This window comes from Streptomyces sp. NPDC085524 (assembly GCF_044541755.1).
In the GTDB taxonomy this organism is placed as follows: domain Bacteria; phylum Actinomycetota; class Actinomycetes; order Streptomycetales; family Streptomycetaceae; genus Streptomyces.
Map to the genome: position 1 here is coordinate 144,249 of NZ_JBITTH010000017.1, position 20,301 is coordinate 164,549.

Annotated in this window: 19 protein-coding genes; 4 read left to right on the forward strand and 15 right to left on the reverse strand. The window is 73.3% G+C overall.

Translation table 11 applies throughout. The annotated features are described in order from the left end of the window. Positions 1-3: 3 nt before the first annotated feature. The gene (locus ACIGFK_RS25715) at positions 4-945 is read right to left on the reverse strand and encodes an aminoglycoside phosphotransferase family protein (protein ID WP_376661872.1); all 942 of its coding nucleotides are present in this window, start codon (positions 943-945) and stop codon (positions 4-6) included. A gap of 225 nt (positions 946-1,170) precedes the next feature. Further along, on the reverse strand, positions 1,171-1,356 hold the full coding sequence (locus ACIGFK_RS25720; protein ID WP_030233823.1) for a hypothetical protein: 186 nt from the start codon (positions 1,354-1,356) through the stop codon (positions 1,171-1,173). Between the two features lie 565 nt (positions 1,357-1,921). Between ACIGFK_RS25720 and ACIGFK_RS25725 the strand changes: the two genes are divergently transcribed. Next, positions 1,922-3,121 carry a protein kinase gene (locus tag ACIGFK_RS25725; protein ID WP_376661873.1) on the forward strand — a complete coding sequence of 400 codons (1,200 nt, stop codon included), beginning with the start codon at positions 1,922-1,924 and terminating at the stop codon, positions 3,119-3,121. Between the two features lie 10 nt (positions 3,122-3,131). Here ACIGFK_RS25725 and ACIGFK_RS25730 read toward each other — a convergent pair whose 3' ends face one another. The 9 genes from ACIGFK_RS25730 to ACIGFK_RS25770 form a co-directional block, all read right to left on the reverse strand. Continuing rightward, positions 3,132-3,944 carry a TrmH family RNA methyltransferase gene (locus tag ACIGFK_RS25730; RefSeq protein ID WP_376661874.1) on the reverse strand — a complete coding sequence of 271 codons (813 nt, stop codon included), beginning with the start codon at positions 3,942-3,944 and terminating at the stop codon, positions 3,132-3,134. A gap of 42 nt (positions 3,945-3,986) precedes the next feature. After that, on the reverse strand, positions 3,987-5,219 hold the full coding sequence (gene cobA, locus ACIGFK_RS25735; protein ID WP_376661875.1) for a uroporphyrinogen-III C-methyltransferase: 1,233 nt from the start codon (positions 5,217-5,219) through the stop codon (positions 3,987-3,989). 416 nt (positions 5,220-5,635) lie between these two features. Next, positions 5,636-8,947, reverse strand: coding sequence for a nicotinate-nucleotide--dimethylbenzimidazole phosphoribosyltransferase (gene cobT / locus ACIGFK_RS25740; protein ID WP_400053718.1), 3,312 nt, complete (start codon positions 8,945-8,947; stop codon positions 5,636-5,638). Positions 8,948-9,176: 229 nt separating this feature from the next. Continuing rightward, positions 9,177-10,379: a precorrin-6y C5,15-methyltransferase (decarboxylating) subunit CbiE gene (gene cbiE / locus ACIGFK_RS25745; protein ID WP_376661799.1), complete on the reverse strand. Its 1,203-nt coding sequence runs from the start codon at positions 10,377-10,379 to the stop codon at positions 9,177-9,179. Between the two features lie 103 nt (positions 10,380-10,482). Further along, on the reverse strand, positions 10,483-11,163 hold the full coding sequence (locus ACIGFK_RS25750; protein WP_376661800.1) for a GNAT family N-acetyltransferase: 681 nt from the start codon (positions 11,161-11,163) through the stop codon (positions 10,483-10,485). A 157-nt stretch (positions 11,164-11,320) separates the two neighbouring features. Continuing rightward, entirely contained in the window at positions 11,321-12,184 is an 864-nt protein-coding gene (locus ACIGFK_RS25755) for a MetQ/NlpA family ABC transporter substrate-binding protein (protein ID WP_386469033.1), read from the reverse strand. Between the two features lie 82 nt (positions 12,185-12,266). Continuing rightward, positions 12,267-12,935, reverse strand: a complete 669-nt coding sequence (locus ACIGFK_RS25760) for a methionine ABC transporter permease (protein ID WP_376661802.1) — start codon at positions 12,933-12,935, stop codon at positions 12,267-12,269. Beyond that, positions 12,932-13,996 (reverse strand): methionine ABC transporter ATP-binding protein, encoded by a 1,065-nt coding sequence (locus ACIGFK_RS25765; protein WP_376661803.1) that lies wholly within the window; start codon positions 13,994-13,996, stop codon positions 12,932-12,934. Before ACIGFK_RS25765 ends, ACIGFK_RS25760 begins: the two co-directional genes overlap by 4 nt. A gap of 306 nt (positions 13,997-14,302) precedes the next feature. Beyond that, a complete protein-coding gene (locus tag ACIGFK_RS25770) occupies positions 14,303-14,638 on the reverse strand; it encodes a hypothetical protein (RefSeq protein ID WP_386469037.1) in 336 nt (111 codons plus the stop codon). Between ACIGFK_RS25770 and ACIGFK_RS25775 the strand changes: the two genes are divergently transcribed. Beyond that, positions 14,637-15,005, forward strand: coding sequence for a hypothetical protein (locus ACIGFK_RS25775; RefSeq protein WP_376661805.1), 369 nt, complete (start codon positions 14,637-14,639; stop codon positions 15,003-15,005). The genes ACIGFK_RS25770 and ACIGFK_RS25775 overlap by 2 nt on opposite strands. Then, entirely contained in the window at positions 14,998-15,417 is a 420-nt protein-coding gene (locus ACIGFK_RS25780; RefSeq protein WP_400053723.1) for a hypothetical protein, read from the forward strand. The genes ACIGFK_RS25775 and ACIGFK_RS25780 overlap by 8 nt, the downstream gene beginning before the upstream one ends. 100 nt (positions 15,418-15,517) lie before the next feature. On the opposite strand, the gene ACIGFK_RS25785 is transcribed toward ACIGFK_RS25780, so the two are convergent. From ACIGFK_RS25785 to ACIGFK_RS25795, 3 genes are all read right to left on the reverse strand, one after another. Beyond that, entirely contained in the window at positions 15,518-16,024 is a 507-nt protein-coding gene (locus ACIGFK_RS25785) for a GNAT family N-acetyltransferase (RefSeq protein WP_376661807.1), read from the reverse strand. 37 nt (positions 16,025-16,061) lie between these two features. Then, complete coding sequence (locus ACIGFK_RS25790) at positions 16,062-16,643, reverse strand: RNA polymerase sigma factor (RefSeq protein WP_376661808.1); 582 nt, start codon at positions 16,641-16,643, stop codon at positions 16,062-16,064. A 73-nt stretch (positions 16,644-16,716) separates the two neighbouring features. Further along, the gene (locus ACIGFK_RS25795; protein WP_400053725.1) at positions 16,717-17,871 is read right to left on the reverse strand and encodes a glycerophosphodiester phosphodiesterase; all 1,155 of its coding nucleotides are present in this window, start codon (positions 17,869-17,871) and stop codon (positions 16,717-16,719) included. A 275-nt stretch (positions 17,872-18,146) separates the two neighbouring features. Here ACIGFK_RS25795 and ACIGFK_RS25800 point away from each other — a divergent pair, with 275 nt between their 5' ends. Continuing rightward, positions 18,147-18,776, forward strand: coding sequence for a lysophospholipid acyltransferase family protein (locus tag ACIGFK_RS25800; RefSeq protein ID WP_376662097.1), 630 nt, complete (start codon positions 18,147-18,149; stop codon positions 18,774-18,776). Between the two features lie 18 nt (positions 18,777-18,794). Here the strand turns inward: ACIGFK_RS25800 and ACIGFK_RS25805 are convergent, their stop codons facing one another. After that, positions 18,795-20,270 carry a membrane-associated oxidoreductase gene (locus ACIGFK_RS25805; RefSeq protein WP_376662096.1) on the reverse strand — a complete coding sequence of 492 codons (1,476 nt, stop codon included), beginning with the start codon at positions 20,268-20,270 and terminating at the stop codon, positions 18,795-18,797. Positions 20,271-20,301: the final 31 nt, after the last annotated feature.

Consider the following 20,301-nt stretch of genomic DNA (forward strand, 5'->3'; position numbering starts at 1 on the left):
ACCCTATGACGGAGGCTCCGGTTCCAAGTCGGCCGGGAGGGCCGCTATTCGGGCACAGGCGTCCACCATCAGCCGCTCCCCCTCGTCCAGGCGGCGCCGCCCTTCCGCCGCCTTGGACAGTGCGAGGGCCGCCGTCTGCACGGTGAGCGCGCGTGCGGCGAGGTCGAGTTCCGGCCAGGGGTCGGTGCCGGGCGGGCCCGCGGCCGGGCCGCCGGCGGCCCGGTAGGCGTCGAGGAAGCGCTGCCAGGCTCCGGGGTCGAGCAGCCCGGCGGCGTACCAGGCGGCCGGGCGGCCCAGGTCCCAGGCGGGGGTGCCGAGACCGAGGTCGTCCACGTCGATGAGGAACCAGGGGCCCTGCGGGGCGGGGTACCGGACCAGCTGCCCGAGGTGCAGGTCGCCGTGGCACAGCGTCCCCCCGGGCGGTGCCTGCGCCTCTCCGCGCGCCCAGGCCGGCAGCGTCCCCGCGGCGGCCCGTACGGAGCGCACCTCGCGCGGGTCCGGGCCCACGGGCAGCTTCTCCGCCCGGGCCAGGCGGTCCAGGGCCCGGGCCAGCTTGGCCGGGCCGCGCATCGGCGGGAGGGGGCCGGGGAGGGCGGCGAGCGGTGTCCGGTGCAGGGCGGCGAGGAGCCCGGCGGTGGCCTCCCAGGGGGCCTCCTCGGGGCGCTGGGGGTCGACGGGGGACCCGTAGGGCCACAGGGAGACGGGCCGGTCCTGCACCCGGCCGGGGACGGGGAGCAGCGGGGGCAGCAGCACGCCGCCCAGTGCCTGGTGGCCGGCGATCCGCAGCCGGACGGCGAGGGCCTCGTGGTCGGCGTCCCCGGCGTGGGCCTTGGCCACGACCTCCCCGCAGCGCACCACGGTGCCGTCGTCCCGGTCCGCGAGGAGGGCGTACGGGAGCGGCTGGGCGGTGCAGGCGGCGAGGGCCTCGGGCAGCGAGTCGGTCATGGGAACCCCGGTGTGGGTGGTGCAACAGCGGCCTCCCGGGGATCGTACGCCGAGCAGGCCGGATCGGGGCAGGACATCCGGGATGAAAAAGGGTGCTGCCCGTCCGACTCCCCAGTCGTACGGGCAGCACCCTTCACCTGCCGTCCGTCGTCGCTCCCCCGTCCCCACGGGGTTCGACAGGCCGATGTCCCCGTCCGGGCCGCTCTCCCGGACTCGGGGCGCCGCTCAGCGCCCCAGCATCACGCCAACGGACGACGCCTGTGCCGCCACCTGGTCGAAGCCTCCGAAGAGGAAGAGCAGGAGGGCGGCCAGGGGGAGGACCATGGCCGCGGCCACCAGAGGGTGGCGCGTACCGGACTCATGGCTGTTGAACGCGAATGCCTTGCGTCCCTGCCGTGCGATGTCCGCCATGGTCCTCTCCCTGTCGATTCGGGCAGCGGCGGGCTTTCGACCTCGGGGGACGAGAGCACTTGCCCGCCGCTTGACTTCAACACTAGGCGCGCGGGGGTCCCGTGGCCTCATGCCCTCGTACCCTTTGGCGGGCCTCCAGGAGGATGACGGGCCGTGCCCGGCGTACTCCCCTGGGTGGAGATCGTCCTCCGTGAGTGGGGGTCATCCCGGAGGGGATGACCGGAGCGTAGTGACTTCGCTCACTTCCGTCACTCCCTGCACACAGATGTCCGTCGATCGGCTGTCGGCAAGACCGACTCGGTGCGGGTGCCGCACGGGTGCGCCCCGGTGGGGCCGGGAGCCCCCGGGCGGCCGGTTCACCGCCCCAATCCCCTTGGCCCGCAAGCCGTTTGGCGCGGGGCGGGAGCGGTCCTCCGGGCCGGGGCCGACGCCCTGAGGGTCCCTCAAGTGTGTTGTGACGCACTGACGATCGAATCCCCCGGCGAGGGCGCGGCCTCTGAGCGCGCATGCCGGATCGTCCGTAAGCTGTGCCACGTCAACAGGACGACCGGCCAGCGGGGTGGACATGGCGATGATGCGGCTCCGGCGCGAGGACCCGCGTGTCGTCGGCTCGTTCAGGCTGCACCGACGGCTCGGCGCCGGCGGCATGGGTGTGGTCTACCTGGGATCGGACCGGCGGGGACAGCGCGTCGCGCTCAAGGTGATCCGGCCGGATCTTGCCGAGGACCAGGAGTTCCGCTCGCGGTTCGCGCGCGAGGTGTCCGCGGCCCGGCGGATCCGGGGCGGGTGCACCGCCCGACTGGTGGCGGCGGACCTGGAGGCCGAGCGGCCGTGGTTCGCCACGCAGTACGTGCCGGGGCCCTCGCTCCACGACAAGGTGGCCGAGGAAGGCCCGCTGACGGCCTCGCAGATCGCGGCGATCGGCGCCGCCCTGTCCGAGGGTCTGGTCGCGGTGCACGAGGCGGGGGTCGTCCACCGCGACCTGAAGCCCTCGAACATCCTGCTCTCCCCCAAGGGCCCGCGGATCATCGACTTCGGGATCGCGTGGGCCACCGGGGCCAGCACGCTCACCCATGTGGGCACCGCCGTCGGCTCCCCCGGCTTCCTCGCGCCCGAGCAGGTGCGCGGAGCCGCCGTCACCCCCGCCACCGACGTCTTCGCCCTCGGCGCCACCCTGGCCTACGCCGCGACCGCCGACTCGCCCTTCGGGCACGGCAGTTCCGAGGTCATGCTGTACCGGGTGGTGCACGAGGAGCCGCACCTGCAGGGGGTCCCGGACGCGCTCGCGCCGCTCGTACGGGCCTGCCTGGCCAAGGATCCCGAGGACCGGCCCAGCACGCTCCAGCTGTCGATGCGGCTCAAGGAGATCGCGGCCCGTGAGGCGCAGGGGCTCTCCGAGGCCCGCCCGCCGGCCCAGCGCGCCCGGACCGACCGGCCGACGGGGCTGCTCCCCGAGCCTGCCGAACCGTACGCCGACCAGCGCGCGGAGCGCCGTACCGGGGGCGGCACCGCGCCCCGGGGCAGGGGCGGGGTCCCGAGCGGACCGCACTCGCGGCCCTCGTCCTCCCGGCACCCGCAGGGCTCCGGCGGCCCGTCCTCGCGGCCGACCGCGGGACGCACGGGCGGCCGCCCGGCGCCCCGGACCACCGGGACGGGGCGGCGCCCCTCGCGGCCGGACCCCCGGCTGATGCGGCAGCGGCTGATCGTGTTCGTCGTGGTGACGCTGATCGTGGCGCTGGGCATCGCGGCGGCCCAGAAGCTGTAGCGGCGGTCCTCTAGGAGCGGCCGCCGGCCACCGCGTAGAAGGCGACGGCGGCCGCGGCGCCCACGTTCAGCGAGTCCACGCCGTGCGCCATGGGGATCCGTACCCATTCGTCGGCGGCGACCAGTGCCTGCGTGGACAGGCCGTCGCCCTCGGCGCCGAGCATCAGCGCGACCCGCTCCAGGGACTGCGGGGCGGCCACGTCGATCGGCGAGGCCTTCTGGTGCGGGGTGAGCGCGAGCAGCTTGAACCCGGCCTCGCGCACCGAGTCCAGGCCCTTGGGCCAGGTGTCGAGACGGGCGTAGGGGACGGAGAAGACGGCGCCCATGGAGACCTTCACCGAGCGGCGGTAGAGCGGGTCCGCGCAGTCAGGCGACAGCAGCACCGCGTCCATGCCGAGGGCGGCGGCGCTGCGGAAGATGGCACCGATGTTGGTGTGGTCGTTGACCGCTTCCATGATGACCACGCGCCGGGTCGTGGCCAGCAGCTCGTCGGCCGTCGGCAGCGGCTTGCGCTGCATGGAGGCCAGCGCGCCGCGGTGCACGTGGTAGCCGGTGACACGTTCGGCGAGCTCGGGGCTGACGGCGTAGACCGGGGCCGGGAGCTCGTCGATGACGTCGCGCATCACGTCGACCCACTTGGCGGAGAGCAGCATCGACCGCATCTCGTACCCGGCGTCCTTGGCACGTCTGATGACCTTCTCGCCCTCGGCGATGAACAGGCCTTCCGCGGGCTCGCGCCGGCGCCGGAGTTCGACGTCGGTCAGGCCCGTGTAGTCGCGCAGGCGCGGGTCGTCGGGGTCTTCGACGGTGATGAGATCAGCCACAGGGTGATACTGCCTTGTCCTGGGTGCGGTGCCAACGGCCTGTCAGGCGTTGGTGGCGGGAAGCGGGTCGCCGGGGGCGTTGACCCGGACGACGTCGCCGATGACGATGACGGCCGGCGGGCGGACCTCCTCCGCGCGGACCCGCTCGCCGACGGTGGCGAGGGTGGCGTCCACCCGGCGCTGGGCGGCGGTGGTGCCCTCCTGGACGACCGCGACCGGGGTCTCGGGCGAACGGCCGTGGCGGACGAGGGCCTCGGCGATCAGGCCGATCTTGTCGACGCCCATCAGGATCACCAGGGTGCCGGTGAGCTTGGCGAGGGAGGCCCAGTCCACCAGCGAGCGCGGGTCGTCGGGGCCGACGTGGCCGCTGACCACCGTGAACTCGTGGGCGACGCCCCGGTGGGTGACCGGGATGCCGACGGCGCTCGGGACCGAGATGGAGCTGGAGATGCCGGGGACCACGGTGCAGGCGATGCCGGCCTCGGCGAGGGCCTGGAGCTCCTCCATGCCGCGGCCGAAGACGTACGGGTCGCCGCCCTTGAGGCGCACCACGGCCTTGCCGGCCTTGGCGTGCTCGATGAGGGCGTTGTTGATGGCCTCCTGGGCCATGTAGCGGCCGTACGGGATCTTCGCCGCGTCGATGACCTCCACGTGCGGGGGGAGCTCGTCGAGGAGGTCGCGGGGGCCGAGCCGGTCGGCGATGACCACGTCGGCCTCGGCGAGGAGGCGGCGGCCGCGCACGGTGATGAGGTCGGGGTCGCCCGGTCCGCCGCCGACGAGGGCGACGCCGGGGGTGTGCGGGCGGGCGGCGGTCAGGGAGCCGTCGCGCAGGCCTTCCACGACCGCGTCGCGGACCGCGGCGGAGCGGCGGGGGTCGTTGCCGCTCAGGACCGCGACGGTCACGCCCTCGACGCGGCCGGTGGCCGGGGTCCAGGCGGTGGCGGCGTCGGCGTCGTCGGCGCGGACGCACCAGACCCGCTCGCGCTCGGCTTCGGCGGAGGCGGCGTCGTTGGCGGCGCGGTCCCGGGTGGCGATGAGGGCGTACCAGGCGCCGGAGAGGTCGCCGTCCTGGTAGCGGCGGCGCTCCCAGCGGATCTCGCCGGTCTCGGCCATGGCGTCCACGGAGGGGGTGGCGGAGGGCGAGACCAGGAGGACGTCGGCGCCGGCGGCGATGAGCGCGGGGAGGCGGCGCTGGGCGACCTGGCCGCCGCCGATGACGACGACGCGGCGGCCGGCGAGTCGGAGTCCTACGGGGTAGGCGGGGGTGTCGGCCATGGCGGATGCGGCTCCTGATGCGGCTGGCGTTCTGTGTTGCCGCTGCGGCTTTGGAGCGGCGGGGTACTGACGTGCGGTTATGTACTGGCGGGTCCACCATACGGCCCGGCGGGGGCCGGGGCGCGGGGCGGGCCCTGCGGGCGGCTTTCCCCTACCCGCCCCTTCCCGGAACCGGGGCTCCGCCCCGGACCCCGGACGGGCGCTTCGCGCCGTGCGCTCAAACGCCGCGCAGGCTGGAATCGGCCGCTGCCGCCCGGCGCGGCCGGGTTGCCGCGCATCGGCAATTCCAGCCCCGCCGGCGTTTGAGGTGCGGGGGCCCGGGGCGGAGCCCCCGGCAGCGGCGCCGCACTGACCAGCCCCTCCGGCGTTCGAGGAGCGGGGCCCGGGGCAGCGCCCCGGGAGGTCGGCCCGCAGGGCTACTTCTCGGTGACGCCCGCCGAGTCGAAGGTGGCGACCTCGTGCATCGCGCGGGCCGCGCTCTGGACCAGCGGGAGGGCCAGCAGCGCGCCCGTGCCCTCGCCGAGGCGGAGGTCCAGGTCGACCAGCGGGCGCAGGCCCAGCTTGTTGAGGGCCGCGACGTGGCCGGGCTCGGCGCTGCGGTGGCCCGCGATGCACGCGGAGAGGGCCTCGGGGGCGATGGCGCGGGCCACCAGGGCGGCGGCTCCGGCGCTGACGCCGTCCAGGATCACCGGGGTGCGCAGGGACGCGCCGCCGAGGAGCAGGCCGACGATCGCCGCGTGCTCCAGGCCGCCGATCGCCGCCAGGACGCCGATCGGGTCCGCCGGGTCCGGCTGGTGGAGCTCCAGGGCACGGCGTACGACCTCGACCTTGCGGGCGTGGGTCTCGTCGTTGATGCCCGTGCCGCGGCCGGTGACCTCCGCCGGGTCGACCCCGGTGAAGACCGAGATCAGGGCTGCGGAGACGGTGGTGTTGGCGATGCCCATCTCGCCGGTGAGGAGGGCCTTGTTGCCGGCGGCGACCAGGTCGCGGGCCGTTTCGATGCCGACCTCGATGGCCGCGACGGCTTCCTCGCGGGTCATCGCCGGGCCGGTGGACAGGTCCGCCGTGCCCGGGCGGACCTTGCGCGGGAGCAGGCCCGGCGTGGCCGGGAGGTCGCCCGCGACGCCGACGTCGATCACGCAGACCTCGGCGCCGACCTGGTTGGCGAAGGCGTTGCAGACCGCGCCGCCGCCGAGGAAGTTCGCCACCATCTGGGTGGTGACCTCCTGCGGCCACGGCGTGACGCCCTGGGCGTGGACCCCGTGGTCGCCCGCGAAGATCGCGACGGCCGCGGGCTCGGGGATCGGCGGCGGGCAGACCCGGGAGAGGCCGGCGAGCTGCGCGGAGATGATCTCGAGCATGCCGAGGGCCCCGGCGGGCTTCGTCATGCGCTTCTGGCGCTCCCACGCCTCGCCGAGCGCCTTCGCGTCGAGCGGGCGGATGCTGGCGACCGTCTCGGAGAGCAGGTCGTGCGGCTCCTCGCCGGGCAGCGCGCGGCGTCCGTACGTCTCCTCGTGCACGACCCAGGAGAGCGGGCGGCGCTTCGACCAGCCGGCCTGCGCCAGCTCGGGCTCCTCGGGGAACTCGTCGACGTAGCCGACGCACAGGTACGCGACGACCTCCAGGTGCTCCGGCAGGCCGAGCGCACGGACCATCTCGCGCTCGTCGAAGAAGCTGACCCAGCCGACGCCGAGGCCTTCGGCGCGCGCGGCGAGCCAGAGGTTCTCGACGGCCAGGGCCGAGGAGTACGGGGCCATCTGCGGCTGGGTGTGCCGGCCGAGGGTGTGCCGGCCGCCACGGGTGGGGTCGGCGGTGACGACGATGTTCACCGGGGTGTCGAGGATCGCCTCGATCTTGAGTTCCTTGAACTGCTTCGCCCGGGCCTTGGGCAGCGACTTCGCGTAGGCCTCGCGCTGGCGCTGGGCGAGCTCGTGCATCGTCCGGCGGGTCTCCGCGGAGCGGATGACGACGAAGTCCCAGGGCTGGGAGTGGCCGACGCTGGGCGCGGTGTGGGCCGCCTCCAGGACGCGGAGCAGCACCTCGTGCGGGATGGGGTCGGTCCGGAAGCCCTTGCGGATGTCGCGGCGCTCGCGCATCACGCGCAGGACGGCCTCGCGCTCGGCGTCGTCGTAGGCCGGAGCGGGTTCGCCCGCCGGTTCGGCTGCGGCGGGCTCGGCCGGGTCGGCTGCGGGGTCGACCGCCTCGGGCTCGGCGGGCGCCGGCTGGGCTCCCTCGGCCACGGCCTGCGGCTCGGCCTGCGGGGCTTCGCCTGCGGCGGGCTCGGCCGGCTCGGCTGCCTCGGCCTGCGGGACGGCGCCTTCGGCGGGCGCGGCCGGGTCGCCCGCGGCGGGCAGGTCGGGCTGCGTGCCGTCGGCGGCGGCCGGGGCGAGCGGCTCGGGCTGCGGGGCCTCGCCCGCGGCGGGCTCCGCCGGGACGGGCAGATCGGCCTGCGGCGCGTCGGCCGCGGCGGGGGCGAGCCCCTCGGCCTGCGGCGCCGCGTCGGGTGCGACGGGCTCGGGCTGGGCCGCGGGGGCGGATCCCTCGGCGGGGACGGCCTGCGCGGGTGCCTCGGGCGCGCCGGGGGCGGCGTCGGCCGGCTGTGCCCCGGCGGGTACGCCAAGGACCGGGGCCGTCTGGCCGTCGGCGGGTACGGGCGCGGCGGGGACGGCCTCGGCGGCGACGGGCTCCGCCGGTACGGCGGCCAGGGGCAGGGCCTCGGCGGGAGCCTGCGCGGCGGGGATCTCGGGGACCGCGGGCAGCGGCTGCAGGAGCTCGGTCTGCACCGGCAGGGCCTGCGCGGGCGCCCCCTCGGCGGCCTGCGGGACCTCTGCCGGGGCCTCCTCGGCGACTGCGGCTTCGGCCGGTGCGGCTTCGGCGGGCTGGGCCGGGGCCTGCACGGGGGCGGGCAGCGGCTCGGGCTCCACCGGCGGGGCCGCGGGCTCGGCCGGGAGTTGCACCGCCACCGGGGCGGCCGGGAACGGCTCGGCCGGGGGCACCGGGCCCGCCGGCGCGGGCTCCTGGGCGAAGACGGGCTGCGGCTCGAAGGCCTGGGCGGCTTCCGCCACGGGCTGCGGCTGCGGCTGCTGCTCGGCGGGCGGGGCTTCCGGGGTCCAGGGGGCGCCGGCCTGCGGCGGGATCTCGACCGCCTGGGCGGCGGGGGCCGCCGGGATGTCCAGGTACTCGGGACCCGTGGTCGTGGGGCCGGGCTGGTGCAGGGGGGCCGGGGCCGCGGCCGGGCCGCGGTCGGCGAGGGAGCGTACGACCCCGCCGGTGGCCTCGGGCACGGGCGGACCCATGTGCAGCGGGCGGCGGACCGGGGCCGCGGCGGCGACCGGGGCGACGGGCGGCGGCACGTTCAGCCCGCCGAGGTCGAGCGCGCCGGAGTCACGGCCGCCGGCCTCGTGCGCGCCGGCGCCGTAGGAGGGGTATTCGGGGTAGGCGGCCGGCTCGGTGTACACCGGGGCCTCGGCGTACGACGGGTCGGTGCCGTAGGCGGGGAACTCCGGGGCCTGCGGGACGACCTGGGGGTCGCTCCACGCGCCCTGGCCGCTCGGCATCAGCAGCAGTTCCTCGTCCTCGGGCTCCGCCGGGTCGTCCACGAGGTCCTGGAAGGCGTAGCCGGCGGGAATCGGTGCCGGGATCTGGACCGGAGCGGGGAGGCCCTGCTGATCCACCATGCCCGCGTTGTCCGGGTGACCCTCGCCCGGGACCTGGCCGGTGTCAGTCATGCGTACCCCTCGCCCATCGGTTGTGCCTCTTCGATCGCCCGGCGTCCACGTGACGAACGAACGGTCCGCGCGACAACCAGTAAGCATTGTCGCGCCCGTTCGCCGTCGTGGCGGCCATAACCGCCGCGGTCCTCTGTGGACTGCGCCACGTCGTGCGTACCGGCTGTGCCGCGATGCCCGAATCGTCCTGGGCGGTACGACGATCGGCCAGCCTACCCCGGCCTCCGGGTCAGCGGTTCACCGGGCGCCGGCCTGCCAGCAGGAACACCACGGAACGGTCCTGTTCGGCCCAGGTCCGGGTGTCCAGGCCCACGGACTGGAGCAGTGCGCACTCGACGTCGTACCCGTGTTCGGCGAGTACCCGGCCGATGGCCTCCGCCTCGTCGCGGGTGGACGCGTGGCTGACGATCCGTTCGGGACGCCGGTCGGCGACGGCCGCGACGACCGCGGCGCCGCCTCCGCCGACGCGGACGACGTCCGGCTCGGGCAGGGTTTCCAGTACGTGGGGCGCGCGCCCGGCGACGACCTGGAGTTGTACGCCTCGCTTGCGGGCGGCGGCAGTTACGCGGTCGCAAGCGTCGGGGTCGGCGTCGACGGCGATGACGGCCGCGCCGAAGGCGGCCGCGTCCACGGCCACGCCGCCGGTGCCGGTGCCGATGTCCCAGACGAGGTCGCCGGTGCGGGGGCCGAGCCGGGCGAGTTGGGCGGCCCGCAGCTGGGCGGACTGCCCCTCCCCCGCTTCGGGCTGCGGCCGGGCCCAGCCGCGCTCGGCGGCCGGGGCGGGGCGCTGCCCGAGCAGCCAGCCGGGTTCGGCCTCGGGGGCCTGTCCCGCGCCGCCGATGACGATGACGACGTTCGGGTCGCGCCAGTTGTGGTCGGCGGCCTTGTCGGAGGTGAGGACGCTCACCTGTTCGCGGTCGGTGCCGAGTTCCTCGCAGACGACGAAGGTGCGGTGGACCCCTTCGAGGAGCAGGGCGAGCTCGACGGGCCCGGCGCCGGGCGAGGTGAGGACGGCGACCTTGGGGTGGGCACGGCACACGTTGACGGCGCGGCGCAGGGTCCGGCGGTGGGCGACGACGACCTGTGCGTCGTCCCAGGGCATGCCGGCGCGGGCGAAGGCGGCGGCCACGGAGGAGACGGCCGGGACGACCTCGACCTCCAGGCCGTGCTCGGGCGCGCGCAGGGTGCGTACGACGCCGAAGAAGCCGGGGTCGCCGTCCGCCAGGACGACGGCGGTGCCGCGGTGGCCGGCGATGCGGCGGGCGGCGAGGCCGAGGCTGCCGAGGCGGATGCGTTCCGCGCCGGGAGGGATTTCGGGGAGTGCGAGGTGGTGGGCCGCGCCGGCCACCAGGGTTGCGGCGGAGAGCGCGGACCGGGCGGCCGCGGTCAGGGGGGAGCCGTCCCAGCCGATCACCGTGACCCGGTCGGACATCGTCGTCAGTCTCCTGGTGTGAGGGCAGGCTCGTGCGTCTTGGTCGGGCCGGAGAAGGGGCCGGGGACGGGGCCGGGCACGGTGAGACTACCCGGTCGTCCGGTCAGCTCCAGTCGGCGCCGACGGCGTAGCCGTTCACGCCGGCCCGCTGCCCGAAGGCGTAGTTGTCCTCGTATCCGTAGCCGGCGCCGTACTCGTCGGCCTCGTCGAGGTCCTCGGGCAGGAGGCTCCAGACGATGAGGTCGGTGCGGGTGTCGGTCCAGGTGCCGTCGGGGTTCTGCGTGCGCACTATCCACGCGTTGCGCAGTACGCCCTCGCTGATGCAGCCGATCTTCTGGGCCACCTGCTGGGAGGCGGTGTTGTCGGCCGCGGTGCGCAGTTCGAGGCGTTCGAAGCCCTGGTCGCGGAAGAGCCACTGGGCGACGGCGAGCACGGATTCGCTGGCGTAGCCCTCGCCGCGGGCCCAGGGGGCGGTGACGTATCCGACCTCGGTGGCGCGGGTGCGCCAGTTCGTGTTCTGGAGGTGGACGATGCCGACGAGCCGCTGGGTGAGGAACTCGGTGACGGCGAAGACGATGCCGCGGCCCTCGGTGCGCTCGGCGTGGGAGTGCCGGGTGGACCATGCGTGCGCGTCCGCGTGGGTGTAGGGGTGCGGCACCGTGGTCCACGCGGTGATGTTCTCGTCGTTCATCATCTCGGTGAGCGCGGTGACGTCGTCTTCCTCGAAGGGGCGCAGCACCAGCCGGTCCGTGCTGATGGTGACGTCCGGGAAGGTGGTAGTCATGCGCAGCTCCATCGCCTTTGCTGGACCGTTTGCGTGGGTCGTAGGCCACAGCATGCAGCATGGGTCGCAAGAAGCGCATGGCCGGGTTGCCCGGAAGCGGGCAGAAGTCGGCCCCGCACGCCCACCGGGGGTGCGGGGCCGGATTACCGCCGGGAGGTCAGGACTTCGGGGCGCCGAAGGCCGGGATGACCGAGCCCTGGTACTTCTCCTCGATGAACTTCTTGACCTCGTCGGTGTTCAGCAGCTTGGCGAGCTTCTGGATCCGCGGGTCGTCCTGCTTGCCGTCCTTGACCGCGAGGAAGTTGGCGTAGGGGTTGCCCTCGGCCTTCTCCAGGAGGAGCGCGTCCTTGGCGGGCGACAGCTTGGCCTCGATGGCGTAGTTGCCGTTGATGACGGCGGCGTCCACGTCGTTCAGGGCGCGCGGGACCGTGGCGGCCTCAAGCTCCTTGAACTCCAGGCCCTTCTTGTCGGTGATGTCGGACAGCTTGGCGCCGGTGCCGACACCCTCCTTGAGGGTGATCAGGTTGTTCGCGGCGAGCAGCTGGAGGGCGCGGCCCTCGTTGGTGGTGTCGTTGGGGACGGCTATGGTCTGGCCGGCCTTGATGTCTGCGATGCCCTTGACCTTCTTGGAGTAGAGGCCGAGGGGCTCCAGGTGCACGTTCACGACGGGCACGATGTGCGTGCCGTTCTTCTTGTTGAAGTCGTCGAGGTACGGCTTGTGCTGGAAGAAGTTGCCGTCGACCTGGCCCTGCTCGGTGGCGGTGTTCGGCAGGACGTAGTCCGTGAACTCCTTGACCTCGAGCTTGAGGCCTTCCTTGGCGGCGAGCTTGTCCTTGACGAAGTTCAGGATGTCGGCGTGCGGGCTCGGGGAGGCCGCGATGACGAGGGGCTTGGTCTCGTCGGTCTTGCCGCCGTCCGCCTTGGCGGTGGACGGGTCGGAGGAGCTGCCGCAGGCGGTGAGGCCGAGCGCGAGCGCGGAGGCGGTGGCGGCGAGGGCGGTGAGCTTGACGTTCTTACGCACGAAGAGTGCCTTTCTGACTTCTGTTCGGGGATGTGGCCCAAGCACGACAAGTGCGGGCTCTTTGAGGGGGGAAGTCTGTTGTTCAGGCCGTCCGGCCGCGGCGGGCCAGGAGGCGGACCGCTCCGTCGCCGATCAGCTGGATCACCGTGACGATGGCGATCAGGACGACGACGGTGGCGACCATGAAGCCGGTCTCGAAGCGCTGGAAGCCGTAGGTGATGGCCTTGGAGCCGAGTCCTTCGCCGCCGACGGCGCCGGCCATGGCCGAGTAGCCGACCAGCGTGATGACGGTGGTGGTGACTCCGGCGACCAGGGAGGGCAGGGCCTGGGGCAGGAGCACCTTGCCGACCAGGGTGGGGATGCCGCCGCCCATGGACTCGACGGCTTCGATCAGGCCGTGGTCCACCTCGCGGACGGCGGTCTCGACGAGCCGGGCGAAGAAGGGGATCGCGCCGATGGCGAGCGGGACGATCATGGCGGTGGGGCCGATGAACGTGCCGACGACCGCGGTGGTGACCGGGATCAGGAAGATCAGCAGGATGATGAACGGGAGCGAGCGGCCCATGTTCACGATCACGCCGAGGACCTTGTTGAGCGGCCGGTTCTGCAGGAGGCCGCCCTTGTCCGTGAGGACGAGCAGGATGCCGATGGGCAGCCCGCCGAGGACGGTCACCAGGGTGGACCACAGCACCATGTAGAGGGTGTCGTAGGTGCCCTGCGTGAGCAGGGGCTGCATCTCGGACCAGGTCACTTGGCACCTTCCTCGACCAGTGCGGCGAGTTCGTCGGTCAGGTCGCCGGCGGTTGCGGGTCCGTCGACGAGCTCGACCTGGAGGCCCTGCTCGCGCAGGAAGCCCACCGGGACGACGTTCTCCTCGTAGCGGCCGGGGAGCTCGATGCGCATCCGGCCGATCTGCCGGCCCGCGACGGTGTCCATCGCGGCGCCGAGGATCGAGATGTCGACGTTGTAGGTCCGCGAGAGCTGGGAGATGACCGGCTGGGTCGCGGCGTCGCCGTGGAAGGTGACGTCGACGACGGTGCGGTCGGGCCCGGTCGCGGAACCGGTGACGGGGAAGAGTTCGGCGGCGAGTTCGGAGCCGGGGGTGGCGAGGAGCTCGGAGACGGTGCCGGATTCGACGATCCGGCCCCGCTTCATGAGGGCGGCCGAGTCGCAGACGGACTTGACCACGTCCATCTCGTGCGTGATGAGCAGGACGGTGAGGCCGAGCTGCCGGTTGAGGTCGCGCAGCAGCTGGAGGATGGAGCGGGTGGTCTCCGGGTCCAGGGCGCTGGTGGCCTCGTCGGAGAGCAGCACCTTGGGGTCGCCGGCCAGGGCGCGGGCGATGCCGACGCGCTGCTTCTGGCCGCCGGAGAGCTGGGTGGGGTAGGCCTTGGCCTTGTCTGCGAGGCCGACCAGGTCGAGGAGTTCGAGGGCCTTGCGGGCGCGGTCGCGGCCGGAGACGCCGAGGATCTCCAGGGGCAGCTCGACGTTGGCCTGGACGGTGCGCGAGGACAGCAGGTTGAAGTGCTGGAAGACCATGCCGATGCGGCTGCGCGCCCGGCGCAGCTCCTTGCCGGCGCGGCGTCCGCGGCCGGCGAGCGCGGTGAGGTCGACGCCGTCGACGGTCACGGTGCCGGTGGTGGGGCGCTCGAGCAGGTTCACGCAGCGGATGAGGGAGGACTTGCCGGCGCCGCTCTGGCCGATGACTCCGTAGACCTCGCCCTCGCGGACGTGCAGATCGACGCCGTCCAGGGCGGTGACCTCGCGGTCACGGGATGGGTAGACCTTCGTGAGGCCCGATGTGGTGATCACAGGAATTCCGTCGCTGTCGAGTGCACGGCGCGTGCGGGTGCCGTGTACGGGGCAAACATCTGGGGACGCGATACGGGCTGAAACCGGGATGAATCGGCGGTCTCGACGCGTGCGCGGGGCAGGAGCGGTCCGGGATGCGTGGACAGGCTCGGCCGTTCTCGCTTCGGGGCGCGAGGCTTGCGGAGGGGGCCCTCAGAAGGCGCACATTCGACACATACAACGAGCACCGGGCGTCATCGTCGCCTCGGTCGCAAGGGTGCGGCTGCTCGTCGTGGTCATGGGCCCCAGTAAAGCAGACATGTCGCTTCACCGATCAAAGGCGTCCGAATAGCGGACGGATTTCGGCCGCATTCCGGACACCACCGGGCGGTCCCAGCCGTTCGTCCCGATGGCCGGAATCCCGTCGCCCACCTGCACGGACACGGCGGACGGGTCCCGTACGACCACGTCCGCGCCGAGTTCGGCGGCGGTGTGCGCTGTGGCCAAGGCCACGGCCCGCATGCCGGCCGCCCGGCCCGCCGCGAGGCCGGCCGGGGCGTCCTGGAAGACGGGGAGAACGGTCCGGTTCCGTTCGTTCCGGCAGAGCAACGGGAAGAGGGGCGCGCGCATCGGGTCTTTCGGCCCGTAATACCCTCGCTGCATGCTCGACGCCCTAACGGTCGCCATCGGCGTGGCCGCACTCGCCCTCGCCGCCTGGTGCGGTCACGCCGCTTGGCGGGACACGCCGACCAAGGACTGGCACTTCATCGGCATGGCCGTGGTGACCCTGCTGGTCCTGGCCCAGCTGGTCATAGGCCTGGTGCAGCTGGCCCGGGGCGAGAAGCCCGACGAGGGCGACGTGATCTTCGTGGCCTACCTGATCGGCGCGTTCGCCGCGGTACCGGCCGCCGGGATGCTGTCGCTCACCGAGCGGACCAAGTGGGGTTCGGTGACGGTGGCGGCGGGCGCCTTCGTCCTCGCCGTCCTCGAAGTACGGCTCTACGACATCTGGGGGACCCCCGGTGCCTGATGCGACGACGACCGCCGGACCGGCGGCGCGCAAGCGGCTGGTCTCCGGCCCCGGAACGCTGCTCGTGTGGCTGTACGGGGTGATGGTGGTGGGTGCGCTCTCGCGTTCCGCCTACCAGATCTCGACCCAGTTCGACCGGGCGCCGCTCGCGATCTCGCTGTCCGCTGTGGCCGCGGTGGTGTACGCGTTCGTCACGTACTCGCTGGTGCGCGGCGGGGAAACGGCCCGCCGGGCGGCGCTGCTGTGCTGCGCCGCCGAGCTGGCCGGCGTACTGATCGTGGGCACGTGGACCCTGGTCCGCCCGGAGGCGTTCCCGGAGCCGACCGTGTGGTCGTCCTTCGGCATGGGCTACCTGTTCATCCCGGTGGTCCTTCCGATCACCGGGATGCTGTGGCTCCGCAGGAGGCGCTGAACGGGGCAGGTCCTCGGCCGGGCCGCGCCCTGCCGGGGACCCCGGACCACCACGAGCGCCGCGCGGTCCGGCAGTACCGGGCCGATCGCGCCGCGAGGGCCTACGCGCTGACCGTGAACGCGGTCGGGTCCTTGGCTTCCTTCTCCAGGATCACCAGCCGCACGCCGTCCGAGGCGGTGCGCCCGCCGACCTGGGTGTAGCCCGCCTTGCGGTAGAGCCGCAGGTTGGACTCGCTCTTGTGACCGGTGTGCAGGCGGAAGCGGGTGGTGGCGCCGCGGCCGGAGAGGGCCTCTTCCACGGCGCGCAGCAGGCGGCCACCGAGTCCGTGGCCCTGCAGGCGCGGGTGGACGCAGAGCTTGGCGATCTTGCCTGTGCCGTCCTCGTCGACGGTGCCGCGGACCGTGCCGACCACCTCGTCGCCGAGACGGGCCACCAGGACGGTGTCCGTCGCCAGCTCCCCCTTCAGGGAATCCAGGGACTGGGTGAGCGGCTGGATGAGGTAGTTGCCGTACAGCTCGGCCTCGCTCTGGAAGGCCAGGTACTGCAGTTTGAAGATCTGCTCGGCATCCTCGGCAGCCGCCGCCGAAATGGTCACGCTCATGCCCATGTGCGCATGCCTCCCGCTCACCTGGTAGCCCGATGGTCTACCGCTCCTTTCCCCACAGGCCAGGAGCCGCAACCTCTGCAGCCAGCATTCTGCGCAGACATCCCAGGCAACGGGAACGGACGGGCCCTAAACTTCCTTGTGAGATACCCAACTCTCCTGCGATTTCACGGTAAGTGAGGTCTCTGGGCGAAAGAAGTGCCTTCATCAGCTCGGGACAGCGTCCGGGCAATCGGGCGACGGCCGACCGCAGGACCCGGTTCTCCTCCCCGTGCAGCAGGGCGTCTTCCGGTCCGGAGGCGGCGGGCGGGTCCTGGGGGTGGTCGTCCACCGGGGGGCGACGGTGGTCGTCCGCGGAGTGGCGCCGGTGGTCGTCCGCGAAGTGATGGCGGTAGTCGTACGGGATCTCGCGGCGGGCCCGGCGCCGGGCGCGGCGGGCCTCCGCGCGCACGGCCCGGCGGAGCCAGCGGGCCGGCTCGGCGGGCTGGGGGGTGCGTCCCCCCTGCTCCAGCAGCCTGACCCAGACGGCCTGTTCCAGGTCGGCCGCGTCCACTCCGGTGCCCGGCGCCTCCGCGGCCGCTTCGGCGGAGAGCAGCGGGCCCAGTTCGTTCAGCAGGTCCATGCCGGGCGGGACGAGTGGGCCGGCCCCGGTGGTTTCCCCCCCGGGGCCGGCCCACTCGTACGGGAAGCTCCGCTCAGCGGTTGACGGGGCGTCGGCCCGGCCGGAAGGCCTCCGCCGCGAGCAGCCCGGTGTCCGGATTATCAGTGAAGATTCCGTCGATGCCCTGTTCGAAGTACGTCTTGAGGGCACCGAAGGCGTCGCCGTACGCGGTCGGGTCGGTGCCCTTGCGGTATTCGGCGGGCAGGAAGCTGTTCTCGTTGCGCGCGGTGTAGGGGTGCAGCAGGAGTCCCTGGGCGTGGGCGTCCGCGACCAGGGTGGTCGGGGCGCCGAGCCTGCCGTCCGCGCCGCGCGGGAGGATCAGGTCCATGGTGGGGCCGATGCCCTGGGCGAAGCCGGCGATCCACTTCAGGCCTTCGGGCTTGACCAGGTCCGCGACCGTACGGGGGTCCTTGGCCTGTTCGAAGTCCCAGGGGCGGGTGCCCGCCGCGGACAGCAGCACCACGCGGGGCGCGGAGACCAGCCGGGAGAGCCGCTGGATGCTGGAGGGCTCGAAGGACTGGAGGAACACGGGTGCGGTGCGCCCGTCGCGACCGTAGCGGCGCAGCAGCCTGGCGAGGGGTTCCTCCAGGCCGAGGCCGAGGCTCCGGAAGTAGCTGGGGTGCTTGGTCTCGACGTGCAGCCAGACCCGCCGGCCGCGCCGCTTGCCCTCGCGGTCGGCCCAGCGCAGCACCTCCTCGAAGGTGGGCACGGCCCAGCGGCCGTCGTAGAGCGTGTTGCGCTGGCGCAGGGCGGGGATGCGCTCCTTCGCGCGCAGTGTCTGCAGCTCGGCGAGGGTGAAGTCCTCGGTGAACCAGCCCGTCACGGAGACCCCGTCGACGGACTTGGTGGTGCGCCGGGAGGTGAACTCGGGGTGGTCGGCGACGTCGGTGGTCCCGCCGATCTCGTTCTCGTGACGGCAGACCAGATGGCCGTCGCGGGTGGGGACCAGGTCCTGCTCGATGACGTCGGCGCCGAGGTCCAGGGCGAGCTGGTACGAGCCGAGCGTGTGTTCCGGCCGGTAGCCGCTGGCTCCGCGGTGCCCGATCACCGTCGGACTGGGCAGGTCCTGGTGGCCCCGTCCGCTCTCGGCGGCCGAGGCCGGTCCCGCCGCGAGTCCGGCGACCCCCGTCCCGGCCGCCAGTACGGCCGCCCCCAGGACCGTGCGCCGCGCTGCCCCACCCTGCGTCATTAGTGCCACTCCCCGCTCGCGAAAAGGCCCGGAATTGCGTGCCGATGGTAGGCAAGCGGGGATGGCGTGAGGGCCGACGCGCGGGGAACATGGCGGAAACGTGCGTCAACACTGCGTATCCGATGTGTGAACCCGATGTGCGATCAGCGCCGACCCGCGAGTATCGTCCTCACCTGCGCTACCGCCGTAGGGTGGGATTGCGCGATCCGCTTTTCGATGCCGGAGGGCCCACGTTGTTCCGTACGCGCCTCATCAAAGCCACTGTCGGACCGGTCATGCGCCTGATGTTCCGCACCCGCGTGGAGGGCATCGAGAACATCCCGGGCTCCGGACCGGTGATTTTGGCGGGCAATCACCTCACCTTCATCGACTCGATGATCCTTCCGCTGGTGTGCGACCGCACGGTCCACTTCATCGGCAAGGACGAGTACGTCACGGGCAAGGGGCTCAAGGGCCGGCTCATGGCCTGGTTCTTCACGGGCGCCGGAATGATCCCCGTCGACCGCGACGGGGCCAACGGCGGGGTCGCGGCCCTGATGACCGGCCGCCGCATCCTCGAGGAGGGCCGGATCTTCGGCATCTACCCCGAGGGCACCCGCTCCCCCGACGGCCGGCTCTACCGCGGCCGCACCGGCATCGCCCGCCTGACGCTGATGACCGGCGCCCCCGTGGTCCCGTTCGCGGTGATCGGCACCGACAAGCTCCAGCCCGGCGGCGCCGGCATGCCGCGCCCGGGCAAGGTCACCATCCGCTTCGGCGAGCCGCAGGAGTTCTCCCGCTACGAGGGCATGGACCGCGACCGGTACGTGCTGCGCGCCGTCACCGACTCGGTGATGGCCGAGGTCATGCGGCTCTCGGGCCAGGAGTACGTGGACATGTACGCCACCAAGGCGAAGGCGGCCTGACCCCGTCGGGTCACTGCCTCACTGCCGCTGGAGTGACCGGCTGACGCCCGCCAGCGTGGTCGTGGCGAGGACCCAGCCGGTGACGATCAGCAGGTACGACAGCCACTGGTACCAGCCCGCGGGCGCGAAGGCCTGCTCCTGGCCGAAGCCGATGATCGGCAGCATGAGGTCGATCGTGTAGAAGACCGGATTGAATTCCGGCGCCTCCCCCGCCTTGAGCTCCCGCGGCGGGTGGATCCCGTACGCGACCGACCCGATCAGCAGCAGCGCCAGCAGCCAGCCCGCCGCGCGCAGCGGCCTGAAGCCGTACCCGACGGTGGCGTCCTGGAGCAGCCCCCAGAACCGGGCGTGCCGGGGCAGGGTGCGGCGGTGCCTGCGCAGTTTCGCGAGCTGCACGGTCCGGGCGGCCGCCTCGTCGCCGGCCGTGCGGTAGGCCGCGGCGAGCTGCTCGTAGGCGTACGGGAGGTAGCCGGACTCCTCCCGCTCCAGGGCGGGGAGCCGCTCCTCGGCCGGGAGGTGCGGGGCGAGGGTGCGGTAGGTCAGGCCGTCGATGCGTATCTGCTCCGGCCAGGTCTCGGTCGGCATGTGCAGCAGGTCGAACTGGGAGCGGCGCAGGCTCACCACGCCCTGGATCCTGTCGCAGGAGCTCAGCCACACCTCGCCGACGGCGCAGCTGGAGGCGCGCAGGGCGACCCCGCCGGGGTTGATGAAGGCGGCGTGGCCGAGGTAGAGCTGGCCCGGTATGCGCGAGCCCGTGAGGTTGAACAGGCCGCGGACCTCGAGCCGGTGGCCCCGCAGGTCGGTGCCGACGGCCAGGTTCTCGGCGTGCAGCGCGATACCGCCGGGGGCCAGCAGGCGGGAGTCGTTGAGGTTGACCTGCCCGGCGACCGTGGTGCCGTTCATCCGGGTCTGGCCGTGGACGGTGAGTTCCGTGGCGATGATGTCGGTGCCGATGTCGGCGTGGTTGACCTGGAGCGCGGGTTCCTGGGCGTCCTCGCCGGTGTCGGGGTTCCCGATGACGGCCTTCCGGATGAAGAGGCCGCCTGCTATCCGGGCACCCGCGAGCCGGACGGGTCCCGTGATCCGGCAGCAGGACAGCCTCAGTGCGACGTCGACGCGGACGGTGGCGGCGGACAGCCCGGGCAGCGTCGAGTCGTTCAGGGTGAGGGAGCGCAGCTGGGCCCCGTAGACGTTGGGCTTGCGCTCGAACCAGCAGGCGCGCAGCCGGATCGGGTGCTCGACGACCGCATAGTTGAGGTCGAGCTTGCCGGTGATCCTGGCGCCCCGGACGTTGAGTCCCGCGACCTGGCCGTCGGCGGCGGGCCGGCTCAGCGCGAGGGCGGTGAGCACCTCTGCGCGCACGGTCCGCTCGGCGCCCCAGGACCCGCCCGTGGCCCCGGTCTCTTCCGGGTCGTCACGGAAGTCGACGCGCTCGCCGCGCGGGAAGGCGTCCCATACGCGGCGTTCGGCCGGGGTCAGATCGTTGATCTCCATCGCGGGGATGGTGTCCCGGGGTTCGACGAGC

Coding starts and splice junctions, on each gene's coding strand:
- ACIGFK_RS25750 (WP_376661800.1), bottom strand. CDS start 11,163: ATGACTACCACCTTCCCGGACGTCACCATCAGCACGGACCGGCTGGTG.
- ACIGFK_RS25725 (WP_376661873.1), top strand. CDS start 1,922: ATGGCGATGATGCGGCTCCGGCGCGAGGACCCGCGTGTCGTCGGCTCG.
- ACIGFK_RS25770 (WP_386469037.1), bottom strand. CDS start 14,638: ATGCAGCGAGGGTATTACGGGCCGAAAGACCCGATGCGCGCGCCCCTC.
- ACIGFK_RS25785 (WP_376661807.1), bottom strand. CDS start 16,024: ATGGGCATGAGCGTGACCATTTCGGCGGCGGCTGCCGAGGATGCCGAG.
- ACIGFK_RS25715 (WP_376661872.1), bottom strand. CDS start 945: ATGACCGACTCGCTGCCCGAGGCCCTCGCCGCCTGCACCGCCCAGCCG.
- ACIGFK_RS25800 (WP_376662097.1), top strand. CDS start 18,147: ATGCGCCTGATGTTCCGCACCCGCGTGGAGGGCATCGAGAACATCCCG.
- ACIGFK_RS25775 (WP_376661805.1), top strand. CDS start 14,637: ATGCTCGACGCCCTAACGGTCGCCATCGGCGTGGCCGCACTCGCCCTC.
- cobA (WP_376661875.1), bottom strand. CDS start 5,219: ATGGCCGACACCCCCGCCTACCCCGTAGGACTCCGACTCGCCGGCCGC.
- ACIGFK_RS25790 (WP_376661808.1), bottom strand. CDS start 16,643: ATGGACCTGCTGAACGAACTGGGCCCGCTGCTCTCCGCCGAAGCGGCC.
- cobT (WP_400053718.1), bottom strand. CDS start 8,947: ATGACTGACACCGGCCAGGTCCCGGGCGAGGGTCACCCGGACAACGCG.
- ACIGFK_RS25805 (WP_376662096.1), bottom strand. CDS start 20,270: ATGGAGATCAACGATCTGACCCCGGCCGAACGCCGCGTATGGGACGCC.
- ACIGFK_RS25795 (WP_400053725.1), bottom strand. CDS start 17,871: ATGACGCAGGGTGGGGCAGCGCGGCGCACGGTCCTGGGGGCGGCCGTA.
- ACIGFK_RS25720 (WP_030233823.1), bottom strand. CDS start 1,356: ATGGCGGACATCGCACGGCAGGGACGCAAGGCATTCGCGTTCAACAGC.
- cbiE (WP_376661799.1), bottom strand. CDS start 10,379: ATGTCCGACCGGGTCACGGTGATCGGCTGGGACGGCTCCCCCCTGACC.